We start from the raw sequence: 16,296 nt of genomic DNA, 5'->3' as shown, positions 1-16,296 counted from the left end.
CAAGCTGGCCGCGCGAGCAGCGTACCGACCGGCGCCGGTTCGAGTTGCTGAAGCGCGCCTATGTCGAGGCGCGCTACTCGGCACAGTACGCCATTACCCGCGACGATCTCGACGCGCTCGCCGCTGCGATTGCGCAGCTGCGCGATACCGTCGAGACGCTGTGCCTCGAACGTCTCAGAGAACTCAAACGCGAGGCAGATTTATAGCAGCCGTCCGTAGGACACATGGTGCGGACCTGTTAAAGAGCAAGACGGCACCTTTTGCCGAAATATTCAAAAGCGTGTCGTTTCTAGTCTGCCTCCATGGTGTTCAAAAGGTATTATATTCAACGATATGGTGGCGATGTCCGCAAATTCGCCAGCTCGTGCAGGGACACCCATTGGGTTTCTGATCCCAAGGAAGATCAGCTGGCCGCTTTAGCGCATCCTGTTGGTTCTGGAGGTGAATTCGGCGATGTGGTCGGCGCGACGCTCATCTTCGATAATGAATGTACGCGGTATCTCTTAGTCACCCCCGTTTCGCCAGCCATGTTGCAAACGCGGTGCGTTCGTCCTCCGTCATGTGCAGGGCGAGGTGGCTTCGGCGCAGCAGCATGTCGTCGGCGGTGCGCGCCCATTCGCGGGTCTGCATCCAGCGCGCCTCCAGCTCGGTAAAGCCGAAGCCGAAATCGCGACCCATATCGGCCTCGCTTTTGACCCCGTCGAGCAACTCGCTGACCTGCGTGCCATAGGCGCGGGCTAGGCGCAGCGAGCGGGAGTCGCCCAGAAACGGCCAGTGGACGCGCACCTGTTCGACGAAATGGTCGAAATCGTCGATCCCGCCGCCGGGAAAGATGCGCGCGCGGGTGACGGGGGCAGGGGTGAAACCCAGCGCCGGGCCGAGTTTTGCCAGCGCATCCTCCGCCAGCGCGCGGCCGGTGGTGATCTTGCCGCCGAACACCGACAGCACGGGCGCGGCCTCACTATCGAGTTCCAGCACATATTCGCGCGTCACCGCGCTCGCGCTTTTGGCGCCGTCGTCATAGAGCGGGCGCACGCCCGACCAGCTATGCAGCACATGATGCTCGGCAATCGGCCATTTGAAATAGCGGTTCACCGCCTCGCGCAGATATTCGGCCTCTTCCGCCGAACAGACCGGATCGTCGGGGGTGTCGACCGGGATGTCGGTGGTGCCGATCATCGTGTAATCGCCCAGCCAGTTGATCGCGAAGACGATGCGGCCATCGGGCTGTTGCAGGATATAGGCGTGGTCGCCCTGATACATGCGCCGGACGACGATATGGCTGCCTTTGACCAGCCGCACGCCACTTTGCGTGCGTACGCCCAGCGTCTTGAGCATTTCCGCGACCCAGGGACCGGCGGCGTTGACCAGCGCGCGCGCCTGCACGCTGCGCCCGTCGGAGAGTTTCGCCTCCCATCCGTCCGCCGTTCGGCTGGCGGAGAGGAGAGCGGTGCGCGGGGCGATCTCCGCACCCTCGGCATGGGCGTCGAGCGCATTGGCGAGCGTCAGGCGCGCATCGTCGACGCGCGCGTCCCAATAGCTATAGCCCTTGCCCGGCGTCAGCAGCGGCAGGCGCGCCAGCTCATCCTTTGCGGTGAGCGAGCGCGAGCGCGGCATCGAACTCTGTCCCGCCAGCAGGTCGTAGAGGAACAGGCCGGTGCGCACCATCCATGCCGGGCGTTGCGAATGTTCCTGCGGCAGAATGAAGCGCAGCGGGTGGATCAGGTGCGGGGCGGCATTGAGCAGCCGTTCGCGCTCATGCAGCGCTTCGCGCACCAGTTTGAACTCATAATATTCCAGATAGCGCAGCCCGCCGTGAATCAGCTTGGTCGAGGCGGACGAGGTATGGGCGGCAAGATCGTCCTTCTCCACGAGCAGCACCGACAGGCCGTTAAGCGCGGCTTCGCGGGCGATCGCGCAGCCGTTGATGCCGCCGCCGATGATGAGCAGGTCATAGGTCACGGACGCCTTCCTATCCGCTGAGAGTCTCTTTGGAAATTCGCATTTCAGACGAATTTCCATGTACGGCCCCGGCCCGCTCCCCCTCCCGGCCACCCAATCAGGGTATTGCTATGGGTGGTCGGGAGGGGGAGCGGGCCGGGGCCGATCTCTTAAACACACGCTGATGCGATTTATGCACAACGCATCTGTTGGTTGTGGCGGCATGCTGGCCTACATCGGGCAGCAGATGGCAAAGAACACACCCCCCGCCGGATTGCCCACGCGGCAGCAGATCCTCGATTTCATCGGCAAGTCGGACCAGCCCGCCGGCAAGCGCGAGATTGCGCGCGCTTTCGGCCTGAAGGGGCAAGACAAGATCGCGCTGAAAAAACTGTTGCGCGACATGGGCGATGAAGGGCTGATCGACTCGGCACCGGGGCGTGCCTTTCACAAGATGGGCGGGCTGCCCAAGGTGACGGTGCTGCGCATCGTCGATGTCGATGACGGCGGGAATGTCTGGGCCGAGCCGGAGCGCTGGGAAGCGGAGGACAAGCCCGCGCCGCGCCTGCGGGTACGCGAACGCTCGAAACGCGCGACGCTGGGCGTCGGCGACCGGGTGCTGGCGCGCACCGAGGAAGCGGGCAAGGGCTGGATCGCGCACCCGATGAAGAAACTGCAGCGTGGTGAGGCGCTGATGCTCGGCGTGCTGCATGAAGAGGGCGGCAAACTCTGGCTGCAGGGCGTCGAGAAAAAGGAGCGACGCGACTTTCCGGTGTCGGATGCGGGCGATGCCGAGCCGGGTGATCTGGTACTGGCCGAAAAAGCGGGGCGGCCGCCGCGCATGACCGCGAAAGTGACCGAGCGGCTGGGCGATCCGTTCGAGGCGCGCAGCTTCTCCCTGATCGCGATCCACAAACACGACATTCCACATATCTTTCGCGAGGAGACTCTGGAGGAGGCGGCGGAGGTCGCGAAACAGTCCATCCTCCCCGGCACGGGGAGGGGGACCGCCGCCAGGAGCGGTGGTGGAGGGGGCAAGCCTTCAAACGGTTTGTCTGCCGACCTCCCCCTCCACCAGCCTGCGGCTGGTCCCCCTCCCCGTAGCGGGGAGGAACGTGAAGACCTCCGCCATCTGCCGATCGTCGCCATCGACCCGGCGGATGCGCGCGACCATGACGATGCGGTGTGGGCGGCGCCGGATGACGATCCCGACAATGCGGGCGGATGGAAAGCGATCGTTGCGATTGCCGATGTCAGTTTTTACGTGCGCCCCGGTTCCGCGCTCGACCGGGAGGCGCGGCGGCGCGGCAACAGCGTCTATTTTCCCGACCGGGTGGTGCCGATGCTGCCCGAAATCCTGTCGGCGGAGGTCTGTTCACTGAAGCAGGGAGAGGATCGCGCCGCACTTGCCTGCCACATGCAGATCTCGAAGAACGGCACGATCAAGGCGCGGCGCTTCACCCGCGCGGTGGTGCGCATCGCAGCGAACATCGCTTATGAGGACGCACAGGCGGCGATGGATGAAACCATGTCACCCCAGCGGAAGCCGGGGGCTCAGGCAACGGATGATTCCGCAGAGGCACGCGATCCCAGCTTTCGCTGGGATGACGCGTTGGTGGAAACCGCGCTGAAGCCGCTTTGGGGCTGCTGGGAGGCGCTGGCAAAGGCGCGGGCGAAGCGCGAGCCGCTGGCGCTCGACTTGCCCGAACGGCGGATCGAACTGGATGAAAAGGGTCGCATCCTGTCCGTCGCGCCGCGTGAGAGGCTGGATGCGCACCGCCTGATTGAGGATTACATGATCGCCGCCAATGTCGCCGCCGCCAAGGCGCTGGAGGCGAAGAAGGCGAGCTTTCTCTATCGCATCCACGAACCGCCGGGTCGCGAGAAGCTGGTCGCTCTTAAGGATTATCTCGATACCTTCGACATCAGCTTCGCGCTGGGGCAGGTGATCCGACCCGCCACGTTCAACAACGTGATCGCGCGAGTGGGTGACGCCGATTATCGCGAAGAGGTGATGCAGCAGGTGCTGCGTACCCAGACCCAGGCCTATTACGGACCCGCCAATCATGGGCATTTCGGGCTGGCGCTGGGCAGTTATGCGCATTTCACCTCGCCCATCCGCCGTTATGCCGACCTGATCGTCCATCGCGCGCTGGTGGCAAGTTACAAGTTGGGGCCGGGGGGGCTGACGGCGGAAGATGCAGCGCAGATGGAGCGGATCGGCGAAACGATCAGCAACCTTGAACGCCGGGCGATGGAGGCGGAACGCGATACGGTCGATCGCTATGTCGCGGCCTATCTGTCCGAACATGTCGGCAGCGTCATGGAAACGCGAATTACCGGCGTGCAGAATTTCGGGTTCTTCGCGACCGTGGACGGGATGGGCGGCGACGGGCTGGTGCCCGCGCGCGATCTGGGCACTGAATATTTCCGCTATGACGAAGCGGGACAGCGGCTGGTCGGCGAAGACAGCGGTGAGGCATTTGCATTGGGCCAGCGCCTGCCGCTACGGCTGGTCGAGGCCAATCCGGTATCGGGTGCGTTGCGCTTCGAACTGCCGGACGGCAAGGGATCGGCCGGCGGTTCGTCCGACGGGTTCAAACATCGCGGCAAGCCAAAACGCATTATCAAACGCCGGGGACGTCCCGCCAATATTCGCCATCAGGGCCGCAAGAAGAAATAGGGAAGGCACGCATGTCCGACAGCAAGATCACCGCGAGACGGCGGCAGGAAATCCTTGACCATTTTCTGCGTCAGGATGCCAATGGTCCTGAAAATGCCGTGCCGTTCGATCCCGAAACCCGTACCGATCAGCGGTTGTTCGAACAGCTTCGCGAACAGGAAGTGCTGAAACAGGATAATCGCGGCGGATTCTATATCGACATGGCCGCCTATCGCCGGTTCCGGAAGAAGCGGCGGCGGCGCACCGGCATTCTGGTCGCCATCGCCGCCGGGGCACTGACGGCGCTGCTGGGATAAGGCGCGCCGCGCCGTTCGATGGTTTCGTACTTACGGGCGACCATAGACCCATTGGTTGAATGCGACCGAAAGATCGCGTTTGGTCGCGTGTTGCATGGCATTCTGAAAATCGGCGCTGGTGACCGTTCCGCCCGCATGATCGCGCGTATAGTGCCGGATACCCCGCCAAAAGGCGTTGTCCCCCATCAACTGTCGTAAATGGTCGAGGAACAGTGCTCCCTTGCTGTACTGCACCGCTCGACGGATGCCGATCGACGGATAGGCTCCGCCCCATGACAGGGGTTTGTCGAAACCGGCGGCACGCGCCTTTGCCAGACGAGAACGGGCTACATCCAGTTCCGCCTCATACGCAGCCTTGCCATAGCGATGCTCCTTCCATGCGGCTGTCATGAAAGTGGCGAAACCTTCATTGAGCCAAAGGTCGCGCCAAGTGGCGCAGGTCACCAGGTTGCCCCACCATTGATGGGACAGTTCGTGAACGATGATCCACTGTTCGTCAGGGTGCGTCAGATCACGCGCCAGAGCCTTTTCGCCGATCAGCGAATAGGTCGTTGCTTCCTGCGCTTCATAGCCGGGGACCAGTAACTGGCTATAGTTACCAGCCGGGAGGGATACCCCTGCTTTTCGTGACAGAAACGAAACGATCGCAGGGGTTTGTGCGAACAATTTCTTCAGATCGGCATGGCCTCCGGTGGCATCCAGATACACCTCTCTGCCATTTCCCTTGGATGCGTTTTGCTGCACGAACGATCCAAAGGCGAAGCCGTACAGATAGGGCGAATAGGGTCGCCTTGTCTGCCAGCGAACCGAGACCCTGCCATCAGGCAGGGTTTTACGTCCCACGCGTTTGCCTGGCCCCAGCGATTGCAGACCGGCTGGAATGACGAGGTCGAGCCTCAGCAAGGCCTTGTCCCCCGGTGAATTTTGAAGGCACACCATCCAGTCACAGGCGAAATAGCTGCTATATAATCCGCCCGGAATCGCATGAATTCCGCGCTTGGGCGTTCCATCGAAGTCAAAGGACAGGCGCACCGTCTCTCCTTTGTGAAGCAGGGACCGGGGCAAAAAGGAAAGGCCGTTCGAATCCGATGAAAATTCGACGGGGCTATTATTCAGCATGGAATGGTGAATGTGCAGCGCGTTTGCAGAAAAGATCAGTTTCTTCAGGTTCGGGCTATCCACCCGCAGGTGTATCGTTTCCCTGCCGTGAACCGACTTGTCGGCTGCATCGGGAGCAAGGGTGACGGCATAGGAGAGTATGTCATAGCCTGTATCTGGCGAAACGGGATGATCGGCAATGATCAGCGGGCTGAGCGCCAGCAATGCGGCAGGCCGAAGGTATCGTGAGATCATGACACCTGCTTATTCTCCCAGACACTTCGGAACAACCTTTCAGAACATGATGATACCGCACGAAAAAGGGCATCGGCAGCCAGTTGCCGATGCCCTTCCCCAAAAGACCGTGGCCATATGGCCCGGTGATATCCCGTCAGGCGGGAACGGTGAGCGGCTTCAGGATGTGCCCCGGACCGCTGACCTCCACGGTATTGCCTGCCTTGTGACGGCGTGACAGCCATTCGGAGAGCATTTCCGCAGAGGTGTGGTCGAGGCCACTGAGCCGCGACAGGTCGAGGTGTACGCGGCGTTCGCCCGGCAGCGATTCCAGCTTGCCGATCAGGCGGGTGAGGCTGAGGAAACTGGCCGTACCTTCAAGCTGAAGCCGGGTCGCCTCGTCGCCATGATCTTCCTCCACCTTCAGGCGAAGGTTGCGGCGATAGCGGACCAGTTCGAGCAGCGAGAGGGCAAGGCCTGCCAGCACGCCGGTGAGCAGGTCGGCGCCCACTACCAGCAGGAAGGTGACGGCCCAGATCATCGCCGGCATCATGCCATGGCGCCGGAACAGGCTGTGGACATGCTTCAGGCTGATCAGGCGCCAGCCGACCACGACCAGCACACCACCCAGCGCCGCCATCGGTACTTCGCGCAGCAGCCAGGGCAGCAGGGCGACGAAGCCGAGAATCCAGATGCCGTGCAGGATCGCCGACAACCGGGTTTTCGCACCCGCCTGCACATTGGCGGAACTGCGCACGATGACGCCGGTCATCGGCAACGCACCGGCCAGACCGCACAGGAAGTTGCCGATGCCCTGTGCTCGCAATTCCTTGTTATAATCGGTGCGCACACCGTCGTGCATCTTGTCGACGGCGGCCGCCGACAACAGGGTTTCGGCGCTGGCGATGAAGGCGATGACGACCGCCGACAGCAGGATGGCAGGGTTCGACAGGAAGCCGAAAAAGCCGTCACCCGGCGGGACAATCGCCGCCGTGATCGATTCCGGCACGGTGATGCGCGCGATGTTCAGCCCCATGCCCCATGCGAGCAGGGTTGCTGTCACCACGCCCAGAAGTGCACCGGGAACCAGTGCCATCGATTTCGGACGTACCTTCTCCCAGCCGATCATCACGCCGATGGTGACAAGACCGATCAGCAGCGCCAGCTCGGCGCCCTGCAGGTTCCAGGGGCTGAGGCCAAGGACGCGTGCGGGCATCGCGGCAAGGTTCTGCGCCGAACTCGACATCGGTTTGGCGTCAAACAGCGTATGGAACTGACCAATGACGATCAGCGCGCCGATGCCTGCCAGCATCCCGTGCACGACCGCCGGGGAGATGGAACGGAACAGGCCACCCATGCGCAATGCGCCCGCAACGAGTTGCAGCACACCGGCGAGGATCAGGACCGGGCCGAGCGCGCTCAGCCCATGGCTTTGGACGAATTCGAAAACGATGACGGCAAGTCCGGCCGCCGGGCCGCTGACCTGCAGCGGCGAACCGGCGAACAGGCCGACGACGATACCGCCGATAATGCCGGTAACGAGGCCCTTTTCCGGCGGCACGCCCGACGCGATGGCAATACCCATGCACAGCGGCATCGCGACCAGGAACACCACGATAGACGCGGTGAAATCGCGGGCGAGAAAGGGGAAAGCTCCCTTTTTACCTTCGGTCATATCCATGGTTGCGGCCTCGCTCATGCCGCGACTGCCTTGTCGGCGGTGGGCAGAACGATCTCACCCGAAGCGCGCTTGCGGGCGGGCAGCGCCACCGGCAGCGGGCTGTCCTCGCGGATCGGTTCGAAACGGTTGGTCTCGCCATTCAGGCCAAGCACCTGACCGGCGCGGATATCGACGAACCAGCCATGCAGCGTCACGTCGCCGCGCGCGATGGCGGCGGCAACCGAAGGGTGGGTGCGCAGATGCGCAAGCTGGGCGCTGACATTTTCCAGTGTCAGGGCGCGGACACGTTCGGTGCCGTCCAGGTCGGGCGAGCAGCAATCGACGACATGCTTTGCCGCGGTGCCGTGGCGCAGCCATGCGGCGACATTGGGCATGCCTTCGGGCAGTTCGGGGGCCGCCAGCGCCGTCATCGCGCCGCATTCGGAATGGCCGCAGACAATGATGTCGCTCACGCCCAGCACCATCACGGCATATTCGACCGTCGAGGTAACGCCGCCATTTTGCGTGGCGAAGGGGGGCACGATATTTCCCGCATTGCGGCAAACGAACAGGTCACCCGGTTTCGCCTGCACAATCTCTTCCGGAACGATGCGCGAGTCCGCGCAGGATATCATCAGCGCCTTGGGGGCCTGTCCCTCCGCCGACAGCCGTGAATAGAGTTCGCGACTATCCGGAAACACGCTTTTTTCGAAGTTTACAACCCGGCCGATTACATCACTCATGACGATCACCTCTTGTCTTTCTTGGGGCCGACGACCCTGTTTAAGGAGCCGCCGGTGAGAGAGGTGTACGGAGAGGGGTTTTCCCGGAGTGTGCGGGTTTGTAACGTTTTGTTTCGCAGGTGCGGTGAAGCGTTATTCCGGTGCCAGCGGCAGGCGAACCGTTGCGCATAATCCGCCTTCCGCTCGGTTCGATAGCGCGAACTGTCCCCCTTCGTTGCGGATGGCTCGGCGAACGATGGCGAGGCCCAGCCCCATGCCCGGTGTGTCGCGGGCGCGCGCCGCGTCGAGACGGACAAAGGCGTGCTGCACTTCTTCAAGCTTGTCCTCGGGAATGCCGGGGCCATCGTCTTCGACGGTGATGACGGCGGTTTCACCGTCGCGGATCAGCCGAACGGTCGCCGATCCGGCATAGTGCAGGGCATTGTCGATCAGGTTGCGCAGCGCCCGGCGGACCGCGACAGGACGCAATGTGGCGACCAGACTGTCCGGCCCGTCATAGGTTGCGCTGTCGCCGTGATCGGTGGCCGAATCGACCAGCGTCATCGCCATCGCCGCGAGATCGACGCGTTCCGGCACCTTGCTGTTAGCGGCGGGATCGACATAGCTTTGCAGGGACTGGAGCAGTTCATCCATTTCGCGAATGTCATGCTCCATTTCGGCGCGCGCGGTGCCGTCCAGACCCGCCGAGTCAAGCCGTAGCCTTAGTCGGGCAAGCGGTGTGCGCAGATCGTGTCCGATGGCGAGCAGCGTCTGTACCCGGCTCGCCAGCAGGTTGTGGATTCGCGTCTGCATGGCGTTGAAGGCATGGATGAGCTGCTTCACCTCCGCAGGCCCCTGAGGGTCGAGCGGCTCGGGATCGCGCGCGCCGACATGCGCGGTCGCGCTGACCAGCCGGTTGAGAGGCGCCAGCATTGCCCGCAACGCAATCCATGCAAGCGCGAGCAGGATCAGCGACGGCGCCAGCAGTCCGGCCACACGGCCGACGGTCAGCGTCCAGGACAGGCGGCCATGGCTGACGAAACTGAGGACCGTTCCGTCGTTCAAGACCACCGATCCTCCGATATCGCCGCCGCGGCTGAGCGGCAGCAGATGCAGTTGCAATCCTGCCTTAGCCAGATTGGGACGCAGAGCCAGCATCTGCTGGCGCAAGGCAGCCAGTTCGACGCTGGATCGTGGGCGTTCGACGGTGCTTGCCTGCAGGGTCAGGGAGAAGCGCTTGCTGCTCAGCTCCTGAACCGCCGCCGCCCGGTCAGTCGACGGTAATTGCTCGAGCAGTCGCTTGCTGAGCGTCAACTGACTGGCGAGATTGGCGGCTTCATCCTCTTGCAGGGCAAAGTTGCTGGCGCGTTCGAAAAGCAGCGTGTTTACCGCGAAATCGATCGCTGCGACGCAGAGCAGGATCGCAATCAGCCGCCCCAGCAGGCCGGTCGGCCGTAAATGTTTCACGCGCGCTCGACCTCGGATCGCAGCATATAGCCGATGCCGCGCACGGTAACGATCGGGGCGTCGCCTCCGGCCGCGGAAATCTTTCGTCGCAACCGGCTGATCAGCACATCGATGCTGCGATCGGAACTGTCGCCGATACGCGTGCGCGACAATTCGATCAGACGTTCGCGACTGATCACGCGCTGCGGTTGATTGAGGAAGGTGGTCAGCAGATCGAATTCCGCACTGGTCAGGTCGACCATGGTGCCGTCGGGCGAATGGAGTTCGCGGCGGCTGAGCGAGACGGTCCAGCCGTCGAACCGCGCTTCGTTGCGGACGGCATCGCGCTCTGCATCGGTCGGTGCGCCATGGCGTCGCAATACCGCACCGACGCGGGCAATCAGTTCGCGGGTGCTGAACGGCTTGGCGAGATAATCGTCGGCACCGAGTTCGAGGCCGAGCACCCGGTCCTGTTCGTTGCCGCGTGCGCTGACGAAGATGATGGGGACGTCGCTTTCGCGGCGCAGCTTGCGGAACAGGTCGAGGCCGCTGGTACCCGGCAGCATGATGTCGAGGATGATCAGATCGGCGGGAGCACCCTCCAGTGCGACCCACATTTCGGCACCGGTGGCGGCGGTCCGGACATCATACCCGCTTTCCTGAAGCGCGCGTGCGGTCAGCATGCGCAGCGGTGGGTCATCTTCGACCAGTACGATGGAACCGGCTGTCATAAACTCATTTTAATCCGGGGCTTTCAGGCGGGCGGGATAAATGCCGGACCCTGATGCGTCCAGACAAAAAGAGAGTGACGGAGCAAGGGCAGCTCCGTCACTCAAGGGGGATGGATCGGTTATTGCGGGGCGCCACGGCCCATCGAACTGTTGGTCCGGTCGTCGCTGTTCATCGCAACACGTTGTCCGGAACGGCACACATGCGATTTGCCGTGATGCGGGTGACAGGCGGCTGCAGCCGTCCTGGGCGTGGCGGCTACGGGTGTCTTTCGGGTGGCGCAGCCGATGGTCTTGCCGGGATGGGGGTGGCAGGCAGCCATGGTCGCGGACGCGCCGACTTGCGGAGTAACCGCCGACAGCCCGGCGGCGAGTATTAGGGATGCGAACATAGCTTCCTCTTGAAAAATGATCGGTTGCACCCTGACTAGACTTGTCAGTTTTCCTGATCCGCACGGCTTTGTAACAAAGTGTTGCTGGCGTGCGCTTCTTCCGGCTCTTATGGAAAGCGGTGATTTCCAAGGGGGCAGGGCGAATGCTCGCCGGATGAGGGTAGGGCCTGCAATGACATGCAAAACGCAGCGAAGCCTTGCCGATGAAGGAGCCGGGTTCTGACCGAGCGACATAGCGGGATTTCCAGACGGTTTCGGTGCGAAGGAACGGAAACGCAGAAGGGCGCGCGCCCGTCCAGGCCGGGATTTGCACGCCTGCTGTTCTTCGCCAGCGGAGATTACGGGTTCAACCTCTACTGGCAGAGCATGATGCTCTACCTGCTCTTTTACTATACCGAGGCACTGCACCTGCCGATCACCACGGCGGCATGGTTATATGCCATCGCGTCCGTATGGGATGGTGTCATCAGTCTTGCCATCGGGCTGTGGGTCGACCGGGTGCCTGTTGTCGGGCGCCATTGCCGCACTTTCATGATCGGAACGATTCCGCTGGGGCTGAGCTTTGTGCTTGCCTATATGCCCGTGCCTCTGACCGGGAACGGCATCCTTTGGTGGGTGCTGGGCACGCACATCGCGCTGCGCAGTTTCTATGCGCTGGTCAACATACCCTATCTCGCGATGTCTGCGCGGATCAGTACCAATGAGGGCGATCGCGCGCTGGTGGCGGGTGTGCGGATGCTGTCCGGCACGCTTGCCGCGATGACCGTCGCGCTCGGTACCGTTCCGTTGGGGCAATGGCTGACGGGCGAGCAGGGGGCGGCGGCTTATTCCGGAGCGGCCGTCCTGTTCGCGATCGTTGCGACGGTTTTGCTCATTTTCGTCGGATTAAACTATCGCGATGGTATGGAGGACGCGCATAAGGCCCCTGCCACGCTGCCGCTGCTCGTCACGATCATGGCAGTGCTGCGCAACCGTGCGTTTCTGGTGCTGGCAGGGGCGATGAGCGCGATGATTGTCGCCGTCACGATGGTCGACAAATCGGTCCTTTATTATTTCAAATACGCGCTTGGGGATGAACAGGCGGGCCATCTGGCGCTGGGGCTGATGATGGCGGTAAGCGGTCTGGCTATCCCGCTATGTCTGTTGTTTACGCGGCGGTTCGGGGCGCGCCGTTTATGGTTTGCCGCCGCCGCGCTGGGTGCGGTCAATCTGCTCCTGTTCGTGTTCGGCGACATGAGCATCGTCGCATCGGCACAGATCTTTCTGGTGGTGATGCAGGTGGCGATTGTCGGACAGAGTTTCGTGCTGTGGGCATTGTTGCCGCGCACCATCGATCATGGCGAACGCAATCTGGGCGTGCGCGCGGATGCCGCTACCTATGGGCTGGTCGCGTTGCTGCAGCGTCTGGGTATCGGCATGGGAACGCTGATGCTGGGCTATATTCTGGGGCATGAGGGGCTGAAGAACAGTTTCGCCCATACCATCGCCAGCGAAACCGGGCTGCGACTGGGGATCGCGCTGGTGCCCTTGTTCTTCTTCCTGCTGGCCGGCCTGATCATGCTCGCCTATCCGGTGCGCGGTGCCGGGCGGGATGATCGACACCCCGCCGACGCACCGGCCGTCAGCCGCCCTGAAGCGTGAAACTGCCCTTCACTCCCTCGGCCTGAGCAGAAGGCGCGATCCAGACGTCGAACGCGCCCGGTTCAACGCCCCATTTCATGTCGAGGCCGATGTAAAGCAGATCCTGTCGCGTAATGCTGAAACGGACCTTTTTGGACTCGCCGGGGGCAAGCTGCACCTTCTGAAAGGCGGTGAGCAGGCGTACCGGCCGGGTAACGTTTGCCACGACATCATGGATGTAGAGCTGCGCGGTCTCCTCAGCGGCTCGCTTGCCTGAATTGGTGATCGTCGCGCCGAGTTCGATTGTGCCGTCCCAGGGCAGGTCGGCGCTGCTCATCGTCAGATCGGAATAGGCAATATTGCCATAGGTCAGGCCGTGGCCGAACGGATAGAGCGCCGCATTGGGAACGGTGCGATATTGCGCCTTGTACGGTTCACGCGGCTGGTCGGCCGGTTGTGGACGCCCGGTCGACCGGTGCGCGTAATAATAGGGTTCCTGCCCGGTGGCATAGGGCAGGCTGATCGGCAGGCGGCCGGATGGGCCGTGCGCGCCGAACAGGATGTCGGCAATGGCGTTGCTGCCCTGCGTTCCCAGTTGCCAGGTGACGAGGATTGCCGCTGCGTCACGTACTGCTCCCTTCAGCGCCAGGCCGCGTCCGTTTTTCAGGAGCACGACAATGGGCTTGCCGGTTTTCGCCACCGCTTCCGCCACCGCCTGTTGCGGCTCGGGGACCACAATATCCACGCGCGACTGCGCTTCGCCCGACATGTTCTGGCTTTCGCCGATGGCAAGGACGACCACATCGGCGGCCTGCGCAGCGGCAACCGCTGCATCGATGCCGCCCTCCAGCGGTTTCTCGACATCGCTGCCCTTCGTCACGGTGAAATCGGCGCCGGCAGCACGCAGCGCAGTCGGCATGTCGACTGCATCCTGATCGGTGCCATAGACGACCCAGCCGCCGATCAGGTCGTGCTTGCCGTCGGCGAAGGGGCCGATCACCGCGATCTTCTTGCTGGTTGAAAGCGGTAGCAGATCGCCTTCGTTTTTCAGCAGCACGATGGATTTGCGCGCGGCTTCGCGGCTGAGGGCAATGTTTGCGGGCAGAAAGGCACGCGACTTTTCACGCGCCGGTTTGATCCGCAGGAACGGGTCGTCGAACAGACCCAGCATCGCCTTGATCATCAGGACACGGCGCACGGACATGTCCACCTTTTCTTCGGGAATCGCGCCGCCGCGGACCAGATCGGGCAGGTGTTTGTAATAGAGGTCGCTCTGCATGCTCATATCGACGCCCGCCAGAAAGGCGAGGCGCGCTGCATCCTTGCCGTCGGCGGCGACGCCATGGGCGATCAGTTCCTGATCCCCGGTATAGTCCGAAACCACCATGCCGGTGAAACCCCACTCGTCGCGCAGGAGCTCGGTGAGCAGCCAGTGATTTTCGGTACTGGGCACGCCGTTAATGTCGTTGAACGACGCCATGGTGGTCATTGCGCCCGCTTCAAACGCCTTTTTGAACGGCGGCAGGTAGACTTCGCGCAGCGTGCGCATCGACATGTCGACATGGTTATAGTCGAGGCCGGCCTCCACCGCGCCATAGGCGGCAAAATGCTTTGGGCAGGCAAGACATGATTCGTCGGAGTTCAGGCTTTCTCCCTGAAACCCTCTGGTACGGGCCGCGGCGAACAGATCGCCCAGATACACGTCCTCACCGGCACCCTCCATGACCCGGCCCCAGCGTTGATCGCGGGCGATGTCGACCATTGGCGCAAAGGTCCAGTCGATCCCGGCACCGCTCGCCTCGAACGCGGCGGCGCGCGCGGTGCGCATGGCAAGGTCGGGGTCGAAACTGGACGCTTCGGCAAGCGGGATGGGGAAGATGGTGCGGAAGCCGTGAATGACGTCGGCAGCGAACAGCAGCGGAATTTTCATCCGCGATTTCTGCATCACCGCCTTTTGCATACGCAGCGCCATTTCGGCGCCGCCGCCGTTGAACACGCCGGTCAGCCTGCCCGCCGCCGCATCGGCGAGCTGGTCGTCAAATCCCTTGCCGTCACCCGGCGGGTTGAGCGCGGTGGCGTGGCTGCCGCCCCATGCGGCCGCCATGATGGTCAGCTGCCCGGCTTTTTCCTCCAGAGTCATGCGCTGGATCAGCTTGTCGATAAAGGCGGGGGTCTGCTTCGCATCCATCGACTTCAATGCGGCACGCACCGGAGTTGCGGACCATGCGGTCATCAGGCCCAGTGCCTGAATGATGCTGCGACGTGCTACGGGTTTTTTGAGCATACCCCTCCCATCCCTCTTTTGGCTTACGCTTACAAGACAGCGATAATTGTTTGTGCCGATGACTGTAACCGGTTACATACCCGCCAACCCGTTCGGTGGCAATCGGCTTGGCAATGAATTATCACAGCGCGTTATTTCAACGGAATGGAGTAGGCGACGTGGCCAAGACGTCGGCGACGATCCGGGATGTCGCGCGCGCGGCGGAGCTTTCGGTAGCTTCCGTCTCACGCGTGCTGAACGGCAAGGATAATGTGCATCCCGATACCCGCGAACGGGTGCTGGAGGCGGTCAGGGCGCTGGGATATACGCCCAATGCCGCAGCGCGCAGCCTGAGCACTGCACGCACGCACGCACTGGGGGTAGTTCTCCCCGATCTGCATGGCGAGTTTTTCAGTGAACTGATGCGCGGGATCGACCGGGCGGCCAGTGCGCATGGATATTTCCCGCTCCTGTCGAGCATGCATGCCGACGGCGTGCTGGCCGGGCAGGCCATGGCGGCGATGCGCGGCCGGGTGGACGGATTGCTGGTGATGGCACCGCAACTGGATGCTGCCGACCTTGCGGCAGCTCTGCCGACAGGGTTGCCGACCGTGCTGGTCAATTGTCAGGGGGAAGATCGGCATCACGCGTTCCGCGTCGACAATCGCGCCGGGGTGCGCCTGATGGTTGAACATCTGCTTGCCTGCGGCCGTCGCAATATCGTCCATATTGCCGGGATTGAGGACAATCTGGACGCCAGCGAACGGCGCGACGCCTTTTCCGAAGTCATGGCGGAACTCGCCCCGGATCAGCCCGCGCGCATCCTGCAAGGCGACTTTCAGGAAGCGACGGCCGGGCGGCTGGTGCAGGAATTGCTTGCTGATGACGTGCCTTTCGACGCGATCTTCGCGGCCAACGACATGATGGCGCTCGGCGCGCTGCAGGCATTGCGCGAGGCGGGTATCGATGTGCCCGGGCGGGTCGCGGTGGCCGGTTTCGACGACGTGCCGCTGGCCCGGTTTCTGTCGCTTTCCACCATGCGCGTTGACATTGACGGCCTTGGCGCACGCGCCACCGAGCGCCTGATCGAGGAAATGGAAGGGCGCGCAGACGCCCCCGCATTTGAACGTTTGACCCCCGGCCTGATGGCGCGCGGTACGACGCAAGCGTCGAACTGAGCGGTATCGGGTCATCCCAAACCAGGAGAGATATT

General features: G+C 62.7%; 12 protein-coding genes and 1 pseudogene. 5 read left to right on the top strand and 8 right to left on the bottom strand.

Annotation, left to right across the window (positions count from 1 at the left end; genetic code table 11):
• Window positions 1-206: pseudogene (locus tag FHR23_RS14625) on the top strand (DNA-binding protein); the annotation flags it as partial.
• Between the two features lie 301 nt (window positions 207-507).
• Here the strand turns inward: FHR23_RS14625 and glpD are convergent.
• The gene (gene glpD / locus FHR23_RS14620; RefSeq protein ID WP_184005463.1) at window positions 508-1,962 is read right to left on the bottom strand and encodes a glycerol-3-phosphate dehydrogenase; all 1,455 of its coding nucleotides are present in this window, start codon (window positions 1,960-1,962) and stop codon (window positions 508-510) included.
• A 226-nt stretch (window positions 1,963-2,188) separates the two neighbouring features.
• Here glpD and FHR23_RS14615 point away from each other — a divergent pair, with 226 nt between their 5' ends.
• The gene (locus tag FHR23_RS14615) at window positions 2,189-4,624 is read left to right on the top strand and encodes a ribonuclease R family protein (RefSeq protein ID WP_246359917.1); all 2,436 of its coding nucleotides are present in this window, start codon (window positions 2,189-2,191) and stop codon (window positions 4,622-4,624) included.
• 11 nt (window positions 4,625-4,635) lie between these two features.
• Entirely contained in the window at window positions 4,636-4,920 is a 285-nt protein-coding gene (locus FHR23_RS14610; RefSeq protein WP_184005461.1) for a hypothetical protein, read from the top strand.
• Between the two features lie 30 nt (window positions 4,921-4,950).
• Here FHR23_RS14610 and FHR23_RS14605 read toward each other — a convergent pair whose 3' ends face one another.
• From FHR23_RS14605 to FHR23_RS14580, 6 genes are all read right to left on the bottom strand, one after another.
• Window positions 4,951-6,273 carry a M1 family metallopeptidase gene (locus FHR23_RS14605; protein ID WP_184005459.1) on the bottom strand — a complete coding sequence of 441 codons (1,323 nt, stop codon included), beginning with the start codon at window positions 6,271-6,273 and terminating at the stop codon, window positions 4,951-4,953.
• 136 nt (window positions 6,274-6,409) lie between these two features.
• Complete coding sequence (locus FHR23_RS14600) at window positions 6,410-7,951, bottom strand: SulP family inorganic anion transporter (RefSeq protein ID WP_425506375.1); 1,542 nt, start codon at window positions 7,949-7,951, stop codon at window positions 6,410-6,412.
• Window positions 7,948-8,655, bottom strand: a complete 708-nt coding sequence (locus FHR23_RS14595; protein WP_184005457.1) for a carbonic anhydrase — start codon at window positions 8,653-8,655, stop codon at window positions 7,948-7,950. The genes FHR23_RS14600 and FHR23_RS14595 overlap by 4 nt, the downstream gene beginning before the upstream one ends.
• A gap of 132 nt (window positions 8,656-8,787) precedes the next feature.
• Window positions 8,788-10,101, bottom strand: coding sequence for an ATP-binding protein (locus FHR23_RS14590; RefSeq protein ID WP_184005455.1), 1,314 nt, complete (start codon window positions 10,099-10,101; stop codon window positions 8,788-8,790).
• A complete protein-coding gene (locus FHR23_RS14585) occupies window positions 10,098-10,811 on the bottom strand; it encodes a response regulator transcription factor (protein WP_184005453.1) in 714 nt (237 codons plus the stop codon). Before FHR23_RS14585 ends, FHR23_RS14590 begins: the two co-directional genes overlap by 4 nt.
• A gap of 119 nt (window positions 10,812-10,930) precedes the next feature.
• Complete coding sequence (locus FHR23_RS14580) at window positions 10,931-11,200, bottom strand: hypothetical protein (protein ID WP_184005451.1); 270 nt, start codon at window positions 11,198-11,200, stop codon at window positions 10,931-10,933.
• 219 nt (window positions 11,201-11,419) lie between these two features.
• Between FHR23_RS14580 and FHR23_RS14575 the strand changes: the two genes are divergently transcribed.
• Entirely contained in the window at window positions 11,420-12,841 is a 1,422-nt protein-coding gene (locus FHR23_RS14575; RefSeq protein ID WP_425506376.1) for an MFS transporter, read from the top strand.
• Here the strand turns inward: FHR23_RS14575 and FHR23_RS14570 are convergent.
• On the bottom strand, window positions 12,822-15,104 hold the full coding sequence (locus FHR23_RS14570) for a glycoside hydrolase family 3 N-terminal domain-containing protein (RefSeq protein ID WP_184005447.1): 2,283 nt from the start codon (window positions 15,102-15,104) through the stop codon (window positions 12,822-12,824). The genes FHR23_RS14575 and FHR23_RS14570 overlap by 20 nt on opposite strands.
• A 158-nt stretch (window positions 15,105-15,262) precedes the next feature.
• Between FHR23_RS14570 and FHR23_RS14565 the strand changes: the two genes are divergently transcribed.
• Window positions 15,263-16,261, top strand: coding sequence for a LacI family DNA-binding transcriptional regulator (locus FHR23_RS14565; RefSeq protein ID WP_343043175.1), 999 nt, complete (start codon window positions 15,263-15,265; stop codon window positions 16,259-16,261).
• The last annotated feature ends 35 nt before the right edge of the window (window positions 16,262-16,296 follow it).

Origin of the sequence: Stakelama sediminis (genome assembly GCF_014199335.1) — a bacterium.
In the GTDB taxonomy this organism is placed as follows: domain Bacteria; phylum Pseudomonadota; class Alphaproteobacteria; order Sphingomonadales; family Sphingomonadaceae; genus Sphingomonas; species Sphingomonas sediminis.
The sequence above is the reverse complement of the archived record's forward strand: the minus strand, read 5'-3'. Positions and strand labels throughout refer to the sequence as shown.